This window comes from Roseicella sp. DB1501 (assembly GCF_013112485.1).
Taxonomy (GTDB): domain Bacteria; phylum Pseudomonadota; class Alphaproteobacteria; order Acetobacterales; family Acetobacteraceae; genus Paracraurococcus.
This window is the reverse complement of record NZ_JABFHG010000014.1, coordinates 114,696-134,994: the sequence shown is the minus strand read 5'-3', so window position 1 is coordinate 134,994 and position 20,299 is coordinate 114,696. Positions and strand designations below refer to the sequence as shown.

Annotated in this window: 18 protein-coding genes; 3 read left to right on the top strand and 15 right to left on the bottom strand. The window is 71.8% G+C overall.

Annotated elements, in window-relative coordinates:
• Positions 1-2: 2 nt before the first annotated feature.
• The 10 genes from HJG45_RS23495 to dusB all read right to left on the bottom strand — a co-directional run bounded on the left by HJG45_RS23495 (position 3) and on the right by dusB (position 12,028).
• Positions 3-836, bottom strand: coding sequence for an inositol monophosphatase family protein (locus HJG45_RS23495; protein ID WP_171615668.1), 834 nt, complete (start codon positions 834-836; stop codon positions 3-5).
• A 10-nt stretch (positions 837-846) separates the two neighbouring features.
• Positions 847-2,115: a GTPase HflX gene (hflX, locus tag HJG45_RS23490; RefSeq protein WP_171615744.1), complete on the bottom strand. Its 1,269-nt coding sequence runs from the start codon at positions 2,113-2,115 to the stop codon at positions 847-849.
• A 91-nt stretch (positions 2,116-2,206) separates the two neighbouring features.
• Positions 2,207-2,521: an RNA chaperone Hfq gene (gene hfq / locus HJG45_RS23485; RefSeq protein ID WP_111468737.1), complete on the bottom strand. Its 315-nt coding sequence runs from the start codon at positions 2,519-2,521 to the stop codon at positions 2,207-2,209.
• A gap of 183 nt (positions 2,522-2,704) precedes the next feature.
• Positions 2,705-3,349, bottom strand: a complete 645-nt coding sequence (locus HJG45_RS23480; RefSeq protein WP_171615666.1) for an HAD family hydrolase — start codon at positions 3,347-3,349, stop codon at positions 2,705-2,707.
• The gene (locus tag HJG45_RS23475; protein ID WP_171615664.1) at positions 3,346-4,218 is read right to left on the bottom strand and encodes a D-amino-acid transaminase; all 873 of its coding nucleotides are present in this window, start codon (positions 4,216-4,218) and stop codon (positions 3,346-3,348) included. Before HJG45_RS23475 ends, HJG45_RS23480 begins: the two co-directional genes overlap by 4 nt.
• A gap of 225 nt (positions 4,219-4,443) precedes the next feature.
• Complete coding sequence (locus HJG45_RS23470) at positions 4,444-5,886, bottom strand: sigma-54 dependent transcriptional regulator (protein WP_171615662.1); 1,443 nt, start codon at positions 5,884-5,886, stop codon at positions 4,444-4,446.
• Positions 5,876-8,263: a PAS domain-containing sensor histidine kinase gene (locus tag HJG45_RS23465; RefSeq protein ID WP_171615660.1), complete on the bottom strand. Its 2,388-nt coding sequence runs from the start codon at positions 8,261-8,263 to the stop codon at positions 5,876-5,878. The genes HJG45_RS23470 and HJG45_RS23465 overlap by 11 nt, the downstream gene beginning before the upstream one ends.
• Complete coding sequence (ntrC, locus tag HJG45_RS23460) at positions 8,263-9,708, bottom strand: nitrogen regulation protein NR(I) (protein ID WP_171615658.1); 1,446 nt, start codon at positions 9,706-9,708, stop codon at positions 8,263-8,265. The genes HJG45_RS23465 and ntrC overlap by 1 nt, the downstream gene beginning before the upstream one ends.
• Positions 9,708-10,928, bottom strand: coding sequence for a nitrogen regulation protein NR(II) (locus HJG45_RS23455; RefSeq protein ID WP_171615656.1), 1,221 nt, complete (start codon positions 10,926-10,928; stop codon positions 9,708-9,710). Before HJG45_RS23455 ends, ntrC begins: the two co-directional genes overlap by 1 nt.
• Positions 10,925-12,028, bottom strand: a complete 1,104-nt coding sequence (gene dusB, locus HJG45_RS23450; RefSeq protein ID WP_171615654.1) for a tRNA dihydrouridine synthase DusB — start codon at positions 12,026-12,028, stop codon at positions 10,925-10,927. The genes HJG45_RS23455 and dusB overlap by 4 nt, the downstream gene beginning before the upstream one ends.
• A 180-nt stretch (positions 12,029-12,208) precedes the next feature.
• Between dusB and HJG45_RS23445 the strand changes: the two genes are divergently transcribed.
• The gene (locus tag HJG45_RS23445) at positions 12,209-13,360 is read left to right on the top strand and encodes a bifunctional 2-C-methyl-D-erythritol 4-phosphate cytidylyltransferase/2-C-methyl-D-erythritol 2,4-cyclodiphosphate synthase (RefSeq protein ID WP_171615652.1); all 1,152 of its coding nucleotides are present in this window, start codon (positions 12,209-12,211) and stop codon (positions 13,358-13,360) included.
• Positions 13,361-13,463: 103 nt separating this feature from the next.
• Here HJG45_RS23445 and HJG45_RS23440 read toward each other — a convergent pair whose 3' ends face one another.
• From HJG45_RS23440 to HJG45_RS23425, 4 genes are all read right to left on the bottom strand, one after another.
• Positions 13,464-13,811, bottom strand: coding sequence for a hypothetical protein (locus HJG45_RS23440; RefSeq protein WP_171615641.1), 348 nt, complete (start codon positions 13,809-13,811; stop codon positions 13,464-13,466).
• Positions 13,808-14,755 (bottom strand): DnaJ C-terminal domain-containing protein, encoded by a 948-nt coding sequence (locus HJG45_RS23435; RefSeq protein ID WP_368040661.1) that lies wholly within the window; start codon positions 14,753-14,755, stop codon positions 13,808-13,810. The genes HJG45_RS23440 and HJG45_RS23435 overlap by 4 nt, the downstream gene beginning before the upstream one ends.
• 145 nt (positions 14,756-14,900) lie before the next feature.
• Entirely contained in the window at positions 14,901-15,230 is a 330-nt protein-coding gene (gene cutA / locus HJG45_RS23430) for a divalent-cation tolerance protein CutA (protein ID WP_171615639.1), read from the bottom strand.
• Positions 15,231-15,257: 27 nt separating this feature from the next.
• Positions 15,258-16,448: an acetyl-CoA acetyltransferase gene (locus tag HJG45_RS23425; protein ID WP_254452732.1), complete on the bottom strand. Its 1,191-nt coding sequence runs from the start codon at positions 16,446-16,448 to the stop codon at positions 15,258-15,260.
• A 107-nt stretch (positions 16,449-16,555) separates the two neighbouring features.
• Between HJG45_RS23425 and HJG45_RS23420 the strand changes: the two genes are divergently transcribed.
• Complete coding sequence (locus HJG45_RS23420) at positions 16,556-18,115, top strand: acyl-CoA carboxylase subunit beta (protein WP_171615638.1); 1,560 nt, start codon at positions 16,556-16,558, stop codon at positions 18,113-18,115.
• A gap of 32 nt (positions 18,116-18,147) precedes the next feature.
• On the opposite strand, the gene HJG45_RS23415 is transcribed toward HJG45_RS23420, so the two are convergent.
• The gene (locus HJG45_RS23415; protein ID WP_171615637.1) at positions 18,148-18,903 is read right to left on the bottom strand and encodes a tyrosine-protein phosphatase; all 756 of its coding nucleotides are present in this window, start codon (positions 18,901-18,903) and stop codon (positions 18,148-18,150) included.
• A 209-nt stretch (positions 18,904-19,112) separates the two neighbouring features.
• On the opposite strand from HJG45_RS23415, the gene HJG45_RS23410 reads away from it, so the two are divergent.
• Positions 19,113-19,904 (top strand): SDR family NAD(P)-dependent oxidoreductase, encoded by a 792-nt coding sequence (locus tag HJG45_RS23410; RefSeq protein ID WP_171615636.1) that lies wholly within the window; start codon positions 19,113-19,115, stop codon positions 19,902-19,904.
• The last annotated feature ends 395 nt before the right edge of the window (positions 19,905-20,299 follow it).

The window sequence follows — 20,299 nt, the reverse complement described above, 5'->3', positions numbered from 1 at the left end:
CGTCAGGGCGCCAGCAGGGCGGCGTGCAGCGCCTCCCAGCTCGCCCGGTCGGGGGCGGCGATCATCCCGCCGCCGGTGACCAGCGGGCCATAGGCGCTGCCGTCGAAGCGCGCGGCATAGCCGCCCGCCTCGCGGTGCAGCAGCCAGCCCGGCGCGTGGTCCCAGGGCATCAGCCGGTTGTAGAGCAGCGCATGCGCATGCCCGCTCGCGGCCATGCGGTATTCATGCGCGGCGCAGCGGAAGCCGAGCACCGCCCGCAGCCGCGGCAGGCGCGCGGCGACCCGGCTGCGCAGCGGCTCGGCGAGGTAGGTCCAGCTCACGCTGGCGACCATCTGCTCGAGCGGTGCCGGCGCCGCGACGCGGAGGTCGATGCGGGCGCCATCGGGGAATTCGATCCAGGCCCCCTCCCCGCGCAGCGCCACGGCCGTGTCGTCGCCGAGCGGATCGTGGATCCAGGCCGCGACGATCTCGCCCCGGACCACCGCCGCCGCCATGCAGCCGAAGAGCGGCAGGCCGGCGGCGAAATTCGCCGTGCCGTCCACCGGATCGACGACGAAGGCGAGATCCGCCCCGGCCAGGCGGCCGAGCAGCGCCGGATCGGCGGCGCAGGCCTCCTCCCCCACCACGACGCAGCCGGGAAAGCGCGCCGCGAGCCCGGCGGTGATGACGCGCTCGGCCGCCTCATCGGCATCGGTGACGAGGTCGAGCGGCCCCGACTTCACCCGGACCGCCTCGGCGCCCAGCCGGCGGAAGCGCGGCAGGATCTCGGCCGTCGTGGCCTCGCGCAGCAGCGCCGCCACGGCGGCCGCCGCCCGGGCATCGATAGGGGAAGTCATCACCGGCTCCTCAGGCGGATGTCTGCTCGAAGCGCGCGCGGTCGGCCGGGCTGAGTCGCACGGTCACCCGCACATCGGCATCGCCGTCGTTCCGCTCGAGCACCTCGCCATGCCGGTACAGCCAGGCGAGGCGCGCGCCGTCGCTGGCCGGGATGGCGTAGTCCACCGTCTCCATGCCGGCCGAGAGCCGGGCGTCGAGCGCCGCTCGCAGCGCGTCCAGCCCCTCTCCTGTCAGGGCCGAGACGGCTACTGCGCCGTCATGCTCCTCAAGGCCGGGCACGGCGCCGACGCCGCCGAGCAGGTCGGCCTTGTTCAGCACCTCGACCACCCGCCGCTCCCAGCCCTCATCCAGCGCGGCATGCGGGCCGCTCGCCATCTCGCGCAGCACGCCGAGCACATCGGCCCGCTGCGCGGCACTGTCGGGATGCGCGGCGTCGCGGACATGCAGGATGATGTCGGCGGCCGCGACCTCCTCGAGCGTCGCGCGGAAGGCCTCAACGAGCTGTGTCGGCAGGTCGGAGATGAAGCCGACCGTGTCAGAGAGGATCGCCCGCCGGCCGGAAGGCAGGCGGATGCCGCGCATGGTCGGGTCGAGCGTGGCGAAGAGCTGATCCTGGGCATAGACCCCGGCGCCCGTCAGCGCGTTGAACAGCGTGCTCTTTCCGGCATTGGTGTAGCCGACCAGGGCGATCACCGGATAGGGCACGCGCTCTCGCGCCCGGCGGTGCAGGCCGCGGGTGCGGCGCACCTGCTCCAGCTCCTTCTTGAGCTTGACCATGCGCTCGCCGATCAGCCGGCGGTCGATCTCGATCTGGCTCTCGCCCGGGCCGCCGAGGAAGCCGAAACCGCCCCGCTGCCGCTCGAGATGGGTCCAGGACCGCACCAGCCGCGTGCGCTGGTAGTCGAGATGCGCCAGCTCGACCTGCAATGCGCCCTCGCGCGTGCGGGCGCGTTCGCCGAAGATCTCGAGGATGAGACCGGTGCGGTCGATGACCTTGCAGCGCCAGTCGCGCTCGAGGTTGCGCTGCTGCACCGGCGTCAGCGCCGCATCGACGACGACGAGTCCGACGCGCTGGTCGGCGATCGCCTGGCCGGCCACCTGCACCTGCCCGTCGCCGAGCAGGGTGCTGGGCCGCCGCTCGCGCAGCGGGAAGATCGCCTGGTGGACGATGGTCACGCCGATGCTGGCCGCAAGCCCGACCGCCTCGGCGAGCCGCGCCTCGGCCGCGCGCTGGCCGCCATCGACGACCGGAGCGCCGGCGGGGCCCACCGGGCGCATGCCGCGCTCGAAGGGCAGGATCACCGCCGCCCGGATCGGCCCGGTATCGGTGCCATCGCCCCGGTCATTGGCCGGGGACGGCCAGTCGGACTCAGTCACTTCCGGCAGGATGGACCTCACGGCTCATGGTCAGGGTGGTGCCCTCGCGCTGCACCGTCGCACCCTCGCGGGCGGCGGAGGCGTCGAAGAGCTGGATCGGGGCACCCGGCATCACAGTGCTGATCGCATGCTTGTAGACAAGCTGCGTATGGCCGTCCCGACGAAGCAGAACAGAGAAATTGTCGAACCAGGTAATGATACCCTGCAATTTGACGCCGTTGACGAGGAAGATCGTCACAGGCGTCTTGCTCTTGCGAACATGGTTCAGGAATACATCCTGAACGTTCTGGGACTTCTCGGCGGCCACGGCGCGGTCCTTCTTGTTTTTGGCAGCCACTGAATGCGGCATGCCTGGGCGGGTTTCGCCTTCGACAACAGGTGAGCAGAACATCTGCCACCGTGGCCACAGTTGCAAGGGATGGTTGGGTGCCGAGCGCGGAAATTTGCTGCGATGCAGCAATTCCGCGCCTCACCCTGGCCCGGCCAGCGCTCAGCGCTGCCGGAAATGCGCGGCCAGGGCCTTCCCATCGGCAAAGGCTCGGTCCGGATCGACCTGCGCCACCCCGCCGTCATGCGCCGCGTCGCCCAGCAGCACCGCGGTGCAACCGGCCCGGCGGGCGGCCTGCATGTCAAGCCCGGTATCGCCGACATACCAGATCTCCGGCCCGGCCGGCAGGTCCATCGCCGACAGCGCCAGCCGGAACGGCGCCGGATCGGGCTTGTCCGCCGCCGCGTCGCCCGCGCCGATCAGGCTGCGGAAATGCCGGTCCCAGCCGAGATGCGCCGCCTCCGCCCGCAACAAGGGCCCCTGCTTGTTGCTGATCACCCCCTGCGGCAGGCCGGCCGCGGCCACGGCCTCGATCGCCGCGGCGGCGCCGGGCATGGGCGTCAGCACGGCGAGGTGCCGGGCCCGGACCTCCCGATAGAAGATGTCGCGCGCCGTCTCCCAGGCCTCGCCGAAGATCTCCGGGAAGGATTCCCGCAGCGAGCGGCGGACCCGGGCCCGCACCTCCTCCAGCGTCCAGAGCGGCAGGTCATAGGCGGCGAAGGCGGCGTTCAGCCCGGCGGCAATCGCCGCCCAGCCATCGACCAGGGTGTTGTCCCAATCCCACAGGATGGCGCGCGGCGCGGTCATGCGGCGTTCCTGCGGTCGCCCTGCACATGGCGGGCGAAGATGGCGAAGAGCCGCCGCACCACCGGCCCGACCTGGCCATCGCCGACCGGTCGGCCATCGATGCGGGTGACCGGCTTCACGAAGGAGGTCGCCGAGGTGAGGAAGGCCTCCCGCGCCTGCCGCATCTCCTCGAGGGAGAACGCGCCCTCCTCCACGGGGATGCCGGCCTGGGCCAGCTCCGCCAGCAGGGCGCCGCGGGTGCAGCCCGGCAGGATTACATGGTCGAGCTGCCGGGTGCGGATGGCGCCCGCCGCATCGACGATCCAGAAGCTGGTCGCCGCCCCCTCCGTGACCATCCCGCTCGCCTCGTCGTAGAGGATGGCCTCCATCGCCCCCTGCTCCCGCGCCGCCTGGCGGGCGAGGCAATTGGGCAGCAGGTTGATGCTCTTGATGTCGCGCCGCGCCCAGCGCAGGTCCGGCTGGGTGATGCAGGCCGCCGCCCAGCGCTCGACATCCTGGGGGAAGGGCGGGATGCGCCTGATGGTCACCACCAGCGCCGGCGGCACCGGCTTCGTCGGGAAGGCGTGGTCGCGCCGCGCCACGCCCCGCGTCACCTGCATGTAGAGCAGCCCCTCGGCGAGGCGGTTGCGCCGCGCCACCTCGACCAGCACGTGGCGCAGCGCGGCGCGGGTCATCGGCATCGGCAGCCGGATCTCGCGCAGCGACCGCTCAAGCCGGTCGAGATGCCGGTCCTCGTCGACGAAGCGGCCGCCATGCAGGTGGACGACCTCGTAGATGCCATCGCCGAACTGGTAGCCGCGATCCTCGATGTTCACCTCGGCCAAGCGTTGGTCGAGATAGCGGCCGTTCACATAGGCGATGCGCGACATAGGGTCCCCGAAGGCCTGCGAGGCCTCCGGTTTAGGCCGGCTTCGCCGCCGAAGGGAAGCGCCGGCCGGCGCCTCGCCTCTGGCGGTCCGATCTGAACTCCCCGCAAAACCGCTTCGCGGCTTTGCGGGGGCCCCATGGAGTCCCCTTCTGCCCCAGAACCGCCACAGCCTGCTGCGGCAAAGCCGCAGCAGGGCAACGGGTAGCGACGGTTTTGATGGACGCTCTTAGATCGTCGGCCCGGCCGCCGCCGAGGCCGCCGCGGCGGCGGCCTGGGCCGGGGCGCGGTCCTCGGCCTGGACGCCGAGGAACTTCAGCTTCCGGTGCAGCGCGCTCCGCTCCATGCCGACGAAATTCGCGGTCCGGCTGATATTGCCGCCGAAGCGCAGCAGCTGCGCCTCGAGATACTGCTTCTCGAAGAGTTCCCGCGCCTCGCGCAGCGGCAGGGTCATGATCTCGGAGGAGCGGTCGAGCTTCAGCATCGCCGGCGCCGCCGAGCCCACCTCGGGCGGCAGCATCTCGGCGCGGATCGGATCCCGCGCCTCGCCCGGCGCCATGATCAGCAGCCAGTCGATGAGGTTGCGGAGCTGCCGGACATTGCCCGGCCAGTCATAGGCCTGCAGCGCCGCCAGCGTGTCCTCGGCCAGCTCGCGCGCCGGGATGCCGGAGAGCTCGGCCGAGCGGATCATGAAATGCCGCGCCAGGGCCGGCACGTCCTCGCGGCGCTCGCGCAGCGAGGCGATCTTCAGCGGCACCACCGCCAGGCGGTAGTAAAGATCCTCGCGGAAACGGCCGGCACCGATCTCGGCCTGCAGGTCGCGGTTGGTGGTGGCCAGCACCCGCACATCCACCTTCACCCGCGTCGCCCCGCCGACCCGCTCGAAGCCCTGCTCCTGCAGCGCGCGGACGATCTTGCCCTGGGTCTCGAGCGGCATGTCCGCCACCTCGTCGAGCAGCAGGGTGCCGCCATGCGCCCGCTCGAGCACCCCGGCCCGGCGCGGCGCGGCGAGCGGGTCGGCCCCCGCCTCCAGGCCGAACAGCTCCTCCTCGAACCGCCCGGGATTGAGCGTGGCGCAGTTGAGCGCGACGAAGGGCCCGTCGGCGCGGCGCGATCGGGCATGGATCATCCGCGCCGCGACCTCCTTGCCCGAGCCGGCCGGCCCGGTGATCAGCACGCGGGAGCCGGTCGGCGCCACGCGCTCGATCGCCGTGCGGAGCTGGTTGATCGCCTGCGAGATCCCGACCAGCTCGGTCTCCGGCCCGGCGCGCAGCCGCAGCTCGGAATTCTCCCGCCGCAGCCGCGCCGCCTCCAGCGCCCGCGCCACGACCAGCAGCAGGCGGTCGGAGTTGAACGGCTTCTCGATGAAGTCGTAGGCCCCCTGCTGGATTGCCCGCACCGCGGTCTCGATCGTGCCGTGGCCGGAGATCATCACCACCGGGATCTGCGGCTCCTCGCGGTGCAGCGCGTTCAGGATGCCGAGGCCGTCGAGCTTCGAATTCTGCAGCCAGATGTCCAGGACCACCATGGACGGGCGGCGCTGCTTGAAGGCTGCGAGCGCCGTGTCGCTGTTGTGGGCCTGCCGCGTCTCGTAGCCCTCATCCGTCAGGATGCCCTCGATGAGGGCACGGATGTCCGGCTCGTCGTCGACGATCAGGATCTCATGCGCCATGCGCGCGCCTCATGCTCCCATCCGGACGGTCGCTCTCCGTTGCCAGGGGCCGATCCTGCGCCGGCCGCCAGGGCAGGGTCAGCACGGCCCGGGCGCCGCCGGGCAGCGTGCCCTGGCCCGGGTCGGGGGGCCTGTCCTCGAGCCCCAGCCTACCGCCATGGTCCTCCATGATCTTCTTCACGATGGCAAGGCCGAGGCCGGTTCCTTTCGCCTTGTGCGTGACATAGGGCTCGGCGAGCCGCTCCCGCTCCTCGCCCTGGGGCAGGCCGATCCCGTCATCCTCCACCGCGATGGCCACCATGTCCTCGCCGGGCTCGATTCGCACGGTGATGTGTCCGGCGGCTTCGCCCGGGGCGCGGGGTGCGGCCGACTCGCCTTCCGCCTGGAGGCGCATGGCGATCCCATCCGCCGCGTTCTGCAGCAGGTTGGTCAGGGCCTGGCCCAGCAGGCGCCGGTCGCAGGGCACCACCGGTGCCGCTTCCGGCAGGTCGATCCGGTACTCGATCTCGGGATGCGCGTCTCGCTGCAGCACCAGCGCCTCCCGCAGCACCTGCCCGAGATCCTCCGGCTTGATCACCGGCTGCGGCATGCGGGCGAAGGCGCTGAACTCGTCCACCATGCGGCCGATATCGCCGACCTGGCGGACGATGGTGTCGGTGCAGGCCCGGAAGGTATCCGGATCGGACTGGATCTCCTTCAGGTAGCGCCGCTTCAGCCGCTCGGCGGAGAGCTGGATCGGCGTCAGCGGGTTCTTGATCTCATGCGCGATCCGCCGCGCCACATCGGCCCAGGCCGCCTTGCGCTGCGCCGAGAGCAGCTCGGTGATGTCGTCGAAGGTGAGCACGTAGCCGGCGATGCGCGGCGCCTCGCCGCTCTCGGGCGGCGATTGCAGCTCGGCGCCGATCTGGGTGAGCAGGGTCCGCCGGTTGGAGGGCGGCCCGATGCGGATCTCGGCGGTGATGGCCCGCTCAGGCGCCCCCGCCGTCTCCTCGATGACGCGCTCGAGCAGCGGCGCGAATTCCGGCACCACCGCGCCGAGCGGCAGGCCGATCGCGGCGTCGAGGTCGAGGCCGAGCAGCTCGCTCGAGCGGCGGTTCGGCAGGTTGATCCGGCCATCCGCCTCGAGGCCGAGGACGCCGGCCGAGACGCCGGCCAGCACCGCCTCGGTGAAGCGGCGACGGTCGTCGATCTGCCGGTAGGCCTGCATCAGCTCGGCGCGCTGCGCCGCGAGCTGGTTGGTCATGCGGTTGAAGGCCCGGGTCAGGCTGGACAGCTCCTCATCCGTCGCCGCCTCCTCGACGCGCGTCGTGAGGTCGCCGGCCCGGACCCGCTCGGCCGCCACGATCAGCCGCCCGATCGGCCGGGCGAGCTGGTTGGCCAGCACCAGGCCGATCAGCACCGCTGCCAGCAGCACCAGCAGCGCAGCGACGGCGAAGATCATGATGAAGGTGAGCTGCAAGCCATAGCGGTTGCGGTCGAGCTGCTCGTACTGCGCCACCTCCCGCTCGGCCCGTTGCTGGTTGTTGACCACCTCCGGGTCGACCGGCCGGCCGATCAGCAGCATCAGCATCGGCCGGCTGTCGAGCGCCACCACGGCGCGGACGCGGCCGGCCTGCTCGTCCGGCAGCACGGCGACGTCGCCCTGCTTGGCCATGTCGATCGCCCAGTCGGGCGGCGGGTCGAGGGCGAAATTGGCGGTCGGCCCATATTGCGCCATGGGGCGGCGCAGCGTCGGGTCGAAGACCACCGACTCGGTCAGGCCGCGCAGCAGCGTGTGGGTGGCGAGCACCTGGGCGAAACTGCGCCCCTGATCCGCCAGGAGCTGGCCGCCGGCGCGGTTCAGGTCGTTTGCCATGGCGAGGGCGTCGCCGCGGATGTTGTTGCGGTGCTCCTCCAGATAGGCCTGGGCCACCTGCCGGCTCGCCTCGAGCGCGGTGCGGACCCGGTCGCTGAACCAGGCCTGGATGCCGAGGCTGAAGAAGGCGGCGGCGAAGCCGGCGACGAGGATGGAGGGCACCACCGCCACCACGCCGAAGAGCAGCACCAGCCGCACATGCAGCCGCGCGCCGGCCGAGCCGCGCCGCCGCTCCGCCCAGACCCGCACCAGCCGCCCCGCAAGCGAGGCACCGAGCAGGCAGAGGACCAGCAGGCTGACCAGCATCAGCCCCATCTCGACCCCGGGGCGGGTCGGGCCGAAGGGGCTGCCGTTGGAGAGCACGGTGAAGGTGGCGATGCCGAGCAGCAGCGCCCCGACCGCAAGGCCGAGGGTCATGCCGCGGCCGAGCAGCAGGTCGGCGATGCGGCGCGAGACGCCGCGCTGCCCGGCCGGCGCCGCCCCCTCCTCCAGCCGCCGCCCCGTCGGGCGCGGAACGCGCATCAGCCGAGCCCGCGCACCACGGGCAGGTCGAGCTCGCGGATCTTCTTGCGCAGCGTGTTGCGGTTCAGCCCGAGCATGGCAGCGGCCTTGATCTGGTTGCCGCGGGTCGCGCCGAGCACCAGGCGGAGCAGCGGCCGCTCGACCTCGGCGAGCACGCGATCATAGAGGTCTCGCACCGGCATGCCATCCCTATGCGCGGCGACGAAGCCCTTGAGATGCCGCTCGACCGCCTGCTCGAGCGTCTCCGGCCCGCGGGCACCGCCGGCCTCTGCCGGGGGCTCGGCCTCGGAGAGTTCGGCGCTGACCGCCTCCGCATCGATCGTCTCCTGCGGATAGAGCGCGGCCAGGCGGCGCATCAGATTCTCGAGCTCGCGGGCATTGCCGGGCCAGGAATGCTGCTTCAGCCGATCCACCGCCTCGGCGCTGAGCTGCTTCTGCGGCAGGCCGGAGGCGCGGGCGCGGTCGAGGAAGTGCCGCGCCAGCAGGGGGATGTCCTCCAGCCGCTCGCGCAGCGGCGGCAGGCGGATCGGCACCACGTTGAGGCGGTAGAACAGGTCCTCGCGGAAGACGCCCTGGCGGATGGACTGCCGCAGATCGCGATGGGTCGCGGCGACGATCCGTACATTGGCCTTGATCGGGTTGCGGCCGCCGACGGTGGTGAACTCGCCCTCCTGCAGCACCCGCAGCAGCCGGGTCTGGGCCTCGGGCGGCATGTCGCCGATCTCGTCGAGGAAGAGGGTGCCGCCGGCCGCCTGCTCGAAGCGGCCGATGCCGCGGTTCAGCGCTCCGGTGAAAGCGCCGCGCTCGTGGCCGAAGAGCTCGCTCTCGATCAGCTCGCGCGGGATGGCCGCCATGTTGATGGCGACGAAGGGCCCGCCGCGGCGGCGGCCGTAATCGTGCAGGGCGCGCGCCACCAGCTCCTTGCCGGTGCCCGACTCGCCGGTAATCATCACCGTCAGATCGGTGGTCGTGAGCCGCGCGACGGTGCGGTAGATCTCCTGCATCGCCGGGCTGCGGCCGACCAGCGGCAGGCGCTCGCCCGCCTCGTCCCCCTCCTCCTCGGCCAGCGGCGGCTGCGGCGCCGCCAGCGCCCGCTCGACCACCGCCATCAGCTCCTTCAGGTCGAAGGGCTTGGGCAGGTATTCGAAGGCGCCGCGCTGGGCCGCCTTCAGCGCGGTCATGAAGGTGCTCTGCGCGCTCATCACCACGACCCGGAGCTCGGGCCGGACCCGCTTGATGCGCGGCACCAGGTCGAGCCCGTTCTCGTCCGGCATCACCACATCGGTGATGACCAGGTCGCCCTCGCCATCCTCGACCCAGCGCCAGAGCGTCGAGGCGGAGGAGGTGGCGCGCACCTGGTAGCCGGAGCGCCCAAGGGCCTGGCTCAGCACGGTGCGGATGGCCCGGTCGTCATCGGCGACCAGGATGGTACGGTTGTCGTTCATCATCGGCTCTTGGCCCGGATGCCCGTGCCGCGCTCGGCGGCCCGCGCGGCTGCCTCCTGCTTCCGGGCGGCGGCAGGCGGCATGGCGAGGGAAAGACGGAAGACGGTGCGGCCGGGACGGCTGTCGCATTCGATCAGCCCCCCCTGATCGGCGACGAGCTTGGCCACCAGCGCCAGGCCGAGCCCCTGCCCGCCCCGCTTGGTGGTCACGAAGGGCTCGAAGAGCGTGGCGCGAACCGGCTCGGGGATGCCGGGGCCGTTGTCCCGCACGCTGACCTGCAGTGGCAGGTGCACCCGGTCGCGGCTGCCCGGCACCGCGATCCGCACGCCGTGATGATAGGCGGTGGAGAGGATGATCTCGCCTGCCGCAGGATCAACGGCTTCCGCAGCATTCTTCACCAGGTTCAGCAGGATCTGCACGAGCTGGTCGCGGTTGCCCCAGACCTGCGGCAGCGAGGGATCGTAGTCCACCAGCACCCGGAGATGCGCCGCGAAACCGGTCTGGGCGACGCGCCGGACATGATCGAGCACCTGATGGATGTTCACCGGCCCCAGCTCGACCGGGCGGTCGGAGAACATGTCCATGCGGTCGACCAGGCCGCGGATCCGGTCCGACTCGTCCTGGATGAGCTGACAGAGCTCGCGGTCGCCCTCGTCGAGGCTCGACTGCTCGAGCAATTGCGCCGCGCCGCGAATGCCGGAGAGCGGGTTCTTCACCTCATGCGCCAGCATCTCCGCCATCGCCGAGGCCCCCCTGGCGGCGCCGAGGAAGTTCAGCTGGCGGTTCATCATCTGCGCCGTCGAGCCGTCCTGCAGCGTCAGCACCACTCCGCCCGGCATCTCCGGCAGGGGCGCTCCATGCGCCGTCACGCCGCGCCGGTGCAGGCGCGGGCTCTCGAGCGCCAGATCGTGGTCCGAGACCGGCGCCTCGTGCTGCCGCACCTGATGCAGCAGGGCGAGGAGCCGGCTGTCCTCCGGCAGCAGGTCGCCGAGCCGCATCGCCGCCAGGGTCGGGAAGGAGAGCTGGAAGAACAGCTCAGCCGCGGGATTGGCGTAGCGGAAGCGGTCCTCGGCATCGAGCACCACGGCCGGCATCGGCAGGGCGGAGAGGATCGCCGCGGCCTCGGGCAGCGGCGTGACATGCGCCGGCTTCGGGACGGGCTTCGGGGTAGGCTTCACCGGCAGGACGGCGCGCGGCCGGGCAGCGAGGGTGCCGCTCATGCCGCCATCCGCTCGCCGTCCTGCGAGAGGCCGCGGGCATGGAAGGCGGCCCGCGCCGCCTCCAGCCCCTGATCGAGGAGCGGCTGGTAGAAGCCGTGGACCAACGCCTCCACCGCCTCCGGCGCATCGACCCGGTTGATGCTCGACCGGAATTCCGCCGAGCCCGGCAAGCCTTTGGAATACCAGGCGATGTGCTTGCGCGCGAGGCGCACGCCGGTCTGCCGCCCATGGTGGCTGAGCATGTCGCGGTAATGCTCCAGAAGGATGGACAGCTGCTCGGCGAGGCTCGGCTCGGCCGGCGGCAGGCCGGTGGCGAGATAGGCGGCCACCTGCCGAGGGAACCAGGGACGGCCGTAGCAGCCGCGCCCGATCATCACCCCATCGGCCCCCGACTGCCGCAGCGCCTCGGCGGCGTGCTCCGGCGTCAGGATGTCGCCATTGACCAGGACCGGGATTCGCACCGCCTCCTTCACCTGCCGCACGAAGGCCCAGTCGGCGGTGCCGGTGTAGAGCTGCTGGCGGGTGCGGCCATGGATGGTGACCAGGCGGATGCCGCACGCCTCGGCGATGCGGGCGAGGCGCGGCGCGTTGAGCGAGGCGTGGTCCCAGCCCATCCGCATCTTGAGCGTGACCGGCACGGAGACGGCCCGCACCGTCGCCTCGAGGATCGCGGCGGCGCGCGCCTCGTCGCGCATCAGGGCGCTGCCGGCCTGCTGGCCGACCGCCACCTTCTTCACCGGGCAGCCGAAATTGATGTCGACGATGGCCGCCCCGCGATCGGCGGCGAGCTTCGCCGCCTCGGCCATCACCGCCGGCTCGCAGCCGGCGAGCTGCACCGCAGAGGGGGCGCCGAAGCCGTCCACCTCCGCCATCTTCAGGGTTTGCCGGTTCTCTCGCACCATGGCCTGGGAGGCGATCATCTCGCTCACCACCATCCCGGTGCCCTGGGCGCGGGCGAGTCGCCGGAAGGGCAGGTCGGTGACCCCCGACATCGGGGCCAGATAGACAGGCGTCTCGATCTGCACGGGACCGACCGCGAGCGACCGCAATTCGGGCACAGAGGCGGGCCGGCCGTCGCCGAGGGGCGTTTCGATGCTCATGATTTGAGCAAGCTAGTCCAGGACCGGGCATCCGGCAACGCGCCACGGCCGGAAAGTGACAGTTTTCATCATCTTTGCGCGGCGCCTGGGACAAGACTGCCATGGCGAGGCAGCCGGGCAAGGCGGTAGAGGGGCTATGGACGGCGACAGAGCCTGTCCGGTGCCCTACACCTCCAGGCGATGACGATCGCTGCCCTCCTGATGACCGCCGGCCGTGGCGCCCGATTCGGCGCCGACCAGCCGAAGCAGTACCTGCCGCTGCTGGGCCGTCCGGTCCTGCGGCACGCCGCCGAGGCCCTGCTCGCCGAGGGCGCGGTCACGCTGCTGCAGCCGGTCTGCGCCGCCGGCGAGGAGGCGCGCGTCGCCGGGCTGCTGCAGGGGCTCCCCGCCCTGCCGCCGGTCGTCGGCGGCGCCACCCGGCAGGAGAGCGTGCGGGCCGGGCTCGAGGCCCTGGCGCGGCGCGATCCGCCGCCGGCGACCGTGTTGGTGCATGACGCGGCGCGGCCGGTGGTGCCGCCCGGGACGATCCCGGCCCTGCTGACAGCGCTCTTCGGTGCGCCTGGCGCCATTCCCGCCCAGCCGGTCGCCGATACGATCAAGCGCGGCGCCGAGGGCATCGTCCTCTCGACCGTGCCGCGCGCCGGCCTCTACCGCGCCCAGACTCCGCAGGCCTTCCGCTTCGAGACGCTGCTCGCCGCGCATCGCGCCGCGGCGGAGGAGGCGACCGACGATGCCCAGCTGCTGGAGCTGATGGGCAGCCCCGTCGCCCTCGTCGCGGGCGCCGAGACCAATGTGAAGATCACCTTCCCCGAGGACCTGGCGCGCGTGGAGGCGCATCTGATGACCCGCATGCTGCCGCGCATCGGCACCGGCTTCGACGTGCACCGGACCGAGATCGGCCGGCCGATGGTGCTCTGCGGCGTCACCATCCCCTGCGAGTTCGGGCTGGAGGGGCATTCCGACGCCGATGTCGGCATCCACGCCCTCTGCGACGCCATCTACGGCGCCCTCGCCGAGGGCGATATCGGCCGTTGGTTCCCGCCCTCCGAGATGCGCTGGAAGGATGCCGACAGCGCGCAATTCCTCCGCCACGCTGCCGGGCGCATCGCCGCCCGGGGCGGGATGCTGGCCAATGCCGACGTCACCCTGCTCTGCGAGCGGCCGAGGATCGGGCCGCACCGGGACGCCATGCAGGCCCGGCTGGCGGGGCTGCTGGGCGTCGAGCCGGAGCGGATCGGGGTGAAGGCGACAACGACGGAGCGGCTCGGCTTCACCGGGCGCGGCGAGGGCATCGCCGCCCAGGCGGCGGCGATGCTGCTGCTGCCCGCCTAGACCATGAATGATCCGCTCACACAGGGTCGCGGATCATGGTCCAGGCCGCTGTTTGATCGCGTGAGTCACGCTGTTCGGTGAGTCCACCTCAAGCGATCACGCTCTAGGCTTCGCCCCGCTCCGCGCAACTGCGGGCGCGCGCCGCCGCCAGGACCGTCTGCCGCACCGGGTCGGGCTGCTCCTCCAGGGCGCCGAGCAGCGCCCGCACCGTCCGGCGCGCATCGTAGAGCTGGTCGATCAGCGAGAGGACGACCGGCATCGCCTCCTCCGTCACCTCCAGCGTCACGCGCAGCTCGGTCAGCAGCCGCACCCGCGCCACATCCATCTCGGTGAGGACCCAGGCGCCGTCCGGCGCCCGCTCCGCCCGCAGCCAGCGGCGCTCGATCCAGACCGTGACCTCGGCGGACGGAGCCTCGGGGACCAAGCCTCGCAAATCCTCGAGCCGGATCATGCGTGCATCCCCGCCCGTGGGTTGCTGCCATCCCGCGGCGTCCAGCCGCTCAGGAATTCCTCCAGCGCCGGCTCCGGCCCCTTCGGCATCACCACATGCAGCACCGCGATCTGGTGGCCGCCATCGATGCCGCGGCCGCGCAGCCGCAGCCGGCTTCCCTCGCTGGAATAGGGCGGGATGGTCATGGTCACCGGTCCCTCGATCGTCGGCACCTCGACCTTGGCGCCGAGCAGCGCCTCCTTCAGCGTCACCGGCAGGTCGAGCAGGATGTCGTTGCCCTCGCGCCGGAACAGCGGATGCGGCTCGATCTCGACCACCGCCAGGATGTCGCCCGCCGGAGCCCCCTCGCCCTGGCCCGGCATGCCCTGCCCGGCCAGGCGCAGCACCGTCCCGTCCTGCGCCCCCTTCGGAATGGTCAGGTTGATCCGGCGCCCATCCGGCAGCGTCACCTGCCGGGTGGCGCCGCGCACGGCATCGAGGAAGGGGACGTGCAACGCCACCTGGATATCGGCGCCGCGGCGCGGCCCGCCGCGGCGGGCGCCGGTCCCGAAGGCGCGCGACAGCAGATCCTCGAAATCCTCGGCCTCGTAGCTGCCGCCCGGCCCCTCGCCGCCGAAGCCGTAGCTGCGCGACTGGTAGCGCGCCCCCTGCGGCGCCTCGGCCCATTCGCGCCAGCCGCCGCCGGGGCCGGCCCCAGGATATGCGCCGGGCGGAGCGCGCTCGGCGCCCGAGGCGTCGATCTCGCCGCGGTCGAACCGGGCCCGCTGCTCCGGATCGGAGAGCAGGGCGTTGGCGGCGCTGATCGCCTTGAAGCGCGCCTCCGCCTCCGGCTTGTCCGGGTTGGTGTCGGGATGCCATTGCTTGGCGAGACGCCGATAGGCCTTGCGGATCTCCTCCGCCGAGGCCGTCTTCGGCACGCCGAGGATCTGGTAGGGATCGTCCACGCGGCCTCTCACTCCTCCTAGCCGGCGCTCGTCAGCAGGCCGACCGGGCCCGCCGGCGTCAGGTCTTCCTTCCCCTGGTCGGTGCCGCACCAGGGTTGCGTCAGCGCCCCTCAACCGGCTGGGGCTGACGCGGTTCCACCACCTGTCAGCCCGGCTCCGTCGTCTCCCGACGGAGCCAGTCGAGGAAGGCGGCATCGCCCGCCACGGCCGGCAGCGCCAGGATCGCCGGCGTCTCGTAGCTGTGCAAATCGCGGATGCGGGCGCTGAGCGCGGCGAAGCGGGCGGCGGTGGTCTTGGCCACGAAGGCGGCCTCCGCCTCCTCCCGCACCTCGCCCTGCCAGCGGTAGATCGACCGGTGGCCGGGCAGCAGGTTGACGCAGGCGGCGAGCCGCTCCTCGACCAGGGCACGGCCGATCGCGCGCGCCTCCACCTCGTCGGCGGCCGTCACATAGACCCAGTATGCCGTCTCGCCCATCGGCCGCCCTGCCCCTGGTCTCCCTGATCAGGCGCGCTCGAGGATGGAGACGTAATTGGCGACGGCGGCGCCGCCCATGTTGAAGATGCCACCGATTTCCGCCTTCGGGAGTTGCATCGCCCCGGCCGTGCCGGTGAGCTGCATGGCGGTCAACACATGCATGGAGATGCCGGTGGCGCCGATCGGATGGCCCTTCGACTTCAGCCCGCCCGAGCGGTTCACCGGCAGCCGGCCGTCGGCGGCCGTCCAGCCCTCCAGCGCCGCCCGGGCGCCCTGCCCCTCGGACGTGAGGCCCATCGCCTCGTATTCCAGCAGCTCGGCGATGGTGAAGCAGTCATGCGTCTCGACGAAGGAGAGGTCGGTGACTGCCCCGAGCCCCGCCTGGTCGAGCGCCCGCGTCCAGGCCTCGCGCGGCCCCTCGAAGCGGGTGATGTCGCGCGCGGCGATGGGCAAGAAGTCGTTCACCTGCACCGCGGCGCGGAAGCGCACCGCCTTCTGCATTGCCTTCGCGGTCTCGGCATCGGTGATGACCAGCGCCGCGGCGCCGTCCGAGACCAGGCTGCAATCGGTCCGCTTCAGCGGCGGGGCGACGAAGGGGTTCTTCTCGCTCTCGGCGCGGCAGAAGGCGAAGCCGAGATCCTTGCGCATCTGCGCCCAGGGGTTGTCGACGCCGTTCTTGTGATTCTTCGCGGCGATCGCCGCCAGCGCGTCGGACTGGTCGCCATGGCGCTGGAAGTAGGCCTCGGCAATGCGGCCGAAGACGCCGGCGAAGCCGCCCCGGATGTCCTGCTCGGTCTTGCGGTAGCTGGCGTTCAGCAGGATCTCGCCGACCTGCGGGCCCGGCGTCGCCGTCATCTTCTCGGCGCCCAGCACCAGGGCGAAGCGGCCGCGCCTCGCCGCCAGGAAGTCCAGCGCGCCGTGGATCGCGGCGGTGCCCGTCGCGCAGGCATTCTCGTAGCGGGTGATCGGCTTGAACCGGAGTTCCGGGACCGATTGCAGGATCAGCGAGCTCGGGAAGCCCTGGTTGGTGAAGCCCTCCCCGAAGACGCCGACGAAGCCGGCATCGATCTCGGCGGGCGAGATCCCGGCATCCTCGATGGCGGCGCGGCCGACTCGGGCGAGCAGGCTCTCGAGATCCGGCTCCTCGGCCTTGCCGAAGGGGGTATGGGCCCAGCCGACGATGCAGGCCTCGGGCGCAGCCATGGTGGGGGCGGGCATGAGTTCCTCCGTGCAGTTGCCCCGAAGATAGGCGGCCCGGCCGCTGCCGGCTACCGCCCTGCCCCGTCGCATGCTCAACTCCGCCCGAACCGATAGGGAGCGAACGGATGAGCTGGCAGCCCGAACTGGACGAGCTCGCGCGGCGGCAGGCCATGGCGGAGGCCATGGGCGGGCCGGACAAGGTGAAGCGCCAGCACGATGGCGGTCGGCTGACGGTGCGCGAGCGGATCGACGGCATGGTCGATCCCGGCAGCTTCCACGAGATCGGCGCCATCGCCGGGCGAGGCCAGTACGGGCCGGACGGCCAGCTCACCGGCTTCACCCCCTCCAACTGCGTCATGGGCCGCGGGCTGGTGGACGGGAGGCCGGTCGTGGTGGTGGGCGACGACTTCACCGTCCGCGGCGGCAGCGCCGATGCCACCATCAAGGAGAAGCCGATCATGGCGGAGCGGATGGCGGCGGATCTCCGCCTGCCGATCATCCGCATCATCGAGGGCTCGGGGGGCGGCGGCTCGGTGAAAACGATCGAGACCACCGGGCGGGCCAACCTGCCGGGTGGCGTCGGCGGCACCTGGCTCTATCACCATACCGGCGACAACCTCGCCCGCGTGCCGGTGGTCGGGCTCGGCCTCGGCTCGGTCGCCGGGCTCGGCGCGGCGCGGCTGGCGGCGACGCATTTCTCGGTCATGACCAAGGAGACGAGCGCGATGTTCGTCGCCGGGCCGCCGGTGGTGAACGCGCTCGGCAACAACCTCTCCAAGGCCGAGCTCGGCGGCTGGGAGATCCAGTGCCGGGCCGGCGCCGTCGACCATGCGGTGGACAGCGAGGAGGAGGCCTTCGCCGCCGCCCGCCGCTTCCTCAGCTACCTGCCCGCCTCGGTCTGGGAGCTGCCGCGGCGCCTGCCCTCGGAAGACGATCCGGCGCGGACGGAGGAATCCTGGCTCTCGGTGATCCCACGCGACATCCGCAAGCCCTATCGCATCCGGCCGATCATCGAGGGGCTGATGGATCGCGGCTCGGTCTTTGAGACGGGCCGGTATTTCGGCCGCTCGGTCGTCACCTGCCTGGCGCGGCTGGGGGGCATGCCGGTCGCCGTGCTGGCCAGCGACCCGATGTTCTATGCCGGCTCCTGGACGGCGGATGCCTGCGCCAAGGTGACCCGCTTCGTCGACCTCGCCGAGACCTTCCACCTGCCGGTGGTCTACCTGATGGACTGCCCGGGCTTCATGATCGGGCTGGAGGCGGAGCAGCGCGCCACGATCCGCTGGGGCGTGCGGGCCATGGCGGCGGTGAACCAGACGACCGTGCCCTGGTGCACGGTGATCCTGCGCAACGCCTTCGGCGTCGCCGGCGTGGTGCACCAGCCGGCCAGCCGCTATTCGGTGCGCTATGCTTGGCCCTCGGCCCGCTGGGGCAGCCTGCCGCTGGAAGGCGGGATCGAGGCCGCCTACCGCGCCGATCTCGATGCCGCCGATGATCGCGCGGCAGCGCTTGCCGAGATCGAGGCGCGGCTGCAGCAGCTCCGCTCGCCGCTCCGCACGGCCGAGGCCTTCTGGGTGGAGGAGATCATCGATCCGCGGCAGACGCGGCGGCTGCTCTGCGAATTCGCGGGGCTGGCGGAGCGGGTGCTCGAGCCCGGCCAGCGGACGCATGGCATGCGGCCTTGAGGCATCGGCCCTGGGGGCAGCGGGGCGGCCGCCTATTCCAGATAGGCGTCGCGCAGCGCCCGCAGCCGCGCGGCGTCGAGGCCAAGCCCCTGCTCGAGCAGCAGCGGCAGCCCATCATGCGCCGCGATCGCCCGGTCGAGCGTCTCCTCCAGCAGCTCGGGATGGGTCGAGAGCAGCGCATCGGCAAGCGGCTTCGGCGTGCCCTCCGGCAGCGAATGGTCGCGCCGCCACAGCCGGTCGGTGGCGCGGTAATCCTCCAGCACCGTCTGCCGGCTGGCGCCGAGGGCGGTGAGGATCAGCGCCGCGCCGACGCCGGTGCGGTCCTTCCCGGCCGAGCAGTGGAAGAGCAGCGCCTGCCGCCCCGGCTCGAGCAGCAGGGCGAAGACCTGCCGGTAGACGCCGATGAAGCGGCCGAGATAGTCGAGATAGGCGCGGCGCAGCAGCGAGACGACATCCTCGCCGGTCGCCTCCTCGCGGTGCAGCAGGTCGCGCAGCGAGGCGCCGACCGTGGGCTCGATCGGCAGATGCACCCGCTCGGCGCCGGGCGGGAGGCGCGAGGGACGGAGCGCCGCCTCGCGCTCGCCGCGCAGGTCGCAGACGGTGCGCAGGCCAAGCGCGGCGACGCGGGCCTGGTCAGCCTCAGTGAGGTTGGCGAGGCTGGCCGAGCGGTAGATCAGCCCGTGCCGCACGCGCCGCCCATCCGTCACCGGCCAGCCGCCGAGGTCGCGGAGGTTGGAGGCGCCCTCCAGGGCGACGGCCTGCGGCTGGTCCTCTGCGGTGCTGCTCACGATCGGCATCTCCCCTCGCTCCGCCGGCATCGGGCGGCCGCGCCGGGGCCCGGCCCGCTCTAAAGCAGTTCCGGCGCGAGGGAAATCCGGCCGGCGTCAACCCGGGGGCGGCGGATGCGGTCGAGCGGCCGGTCCGCGCCGCCCCCGGGTTGACGCCGGCCGGATGGGCTGCGGAGACTCAGCGCGGCACAAGACAGAGGAAACGCAGCATGCCCGGATCATCCCTGTTCGACCTTTCCGGCAAGGTGGCGATCGTCACCGGCGGCAGCCGTGGGATCGGCCGCGCGATCGCCGAGCGCATGGCCGAGCATGGCGCCAAGGTGGTGGTCTCCTCCCGCAAGCTCGATGCCTGCCAGGCAGTGGTCGACGGCATCGCGGCGAAGGGCGGCGAAGCCTTCGCCTTCGCCTGCAATATCGGCCGCAAGCCCGAGCTGCAGGCGCTCGCCGAGGAGACCATGCGCCGTTACGGCGGGGTGGACATCCTGGTCTGCAACGCGGCGATCAACCCGCATTTCGGGCCCGCCATGGGCATCCCGGACGACATCTTCGACAAGATGATGGCGACCAACGTGAAGTCGAACATGTGGCTGAGCCATATGTGCATCCCCTCGATGGAGGCGCGCGGCGGCGGCGCCATCGTCATCGTCAGCTCGATCGGCGGCTATCGCGGCTCCACCAATCTCGGCGCCTACGCCATCACCAAGGCGGCCGACCTGCAGCTCGCCCGCAACCTTGCCTGCGAGTGGGGACCGAAGAACATCCGGGTGAACTGCATCGCCCCGGGGCTGGTCCGCACCGATTTCGCGCGGGCGCTCTGGGAGGATCCGGTCAACTACAAGAAGCGGACCCGGGACACCCCGCTGAAGCGGATCGGCGAGCCGGACGAGATCGCGGGCGCCGCCGTCTTCCTCGCCAGCCCCGCCGGCAGCTTCATGACCGGCCAGAGCATGGTCATCGATGGCGGGGTGCTGGCGGGCGCGCCGCCGAACAGCGAGGAATGAGGCGAGGATGACGTTGCCCGGGCGGCCGGCGTCCGGCGCGCCGCTGCCCGGGAGCCAAGAGCGAAGGACCCTGTGCCCAGGAAACAGGCAGGGCCGCCGGGCGCCGATGCGCGCCCGGCAGGCTTGAAATTCCGGCCTGATTAACCTTCTCGCCATCGCCAGCCCGGCGAATCGTATTCACTGGCGCTGCTGGCCGAGTCGAGCCGCCTGCAAGGGGCTAAACTTTACCATTTAGCGCAGCTCATCACAGATTGCACCTGCGTGGCGGGCCAAGGATCCCTTGGGTGCAGCAGAGATTGTAACCGGCTGACGAGACGCTGCGGAGACAGGCACACCATGCCTCAAACATGGACAAGTCTTTGTTTCGGGCCTCCATGAAGCGATTCACAAGGAGT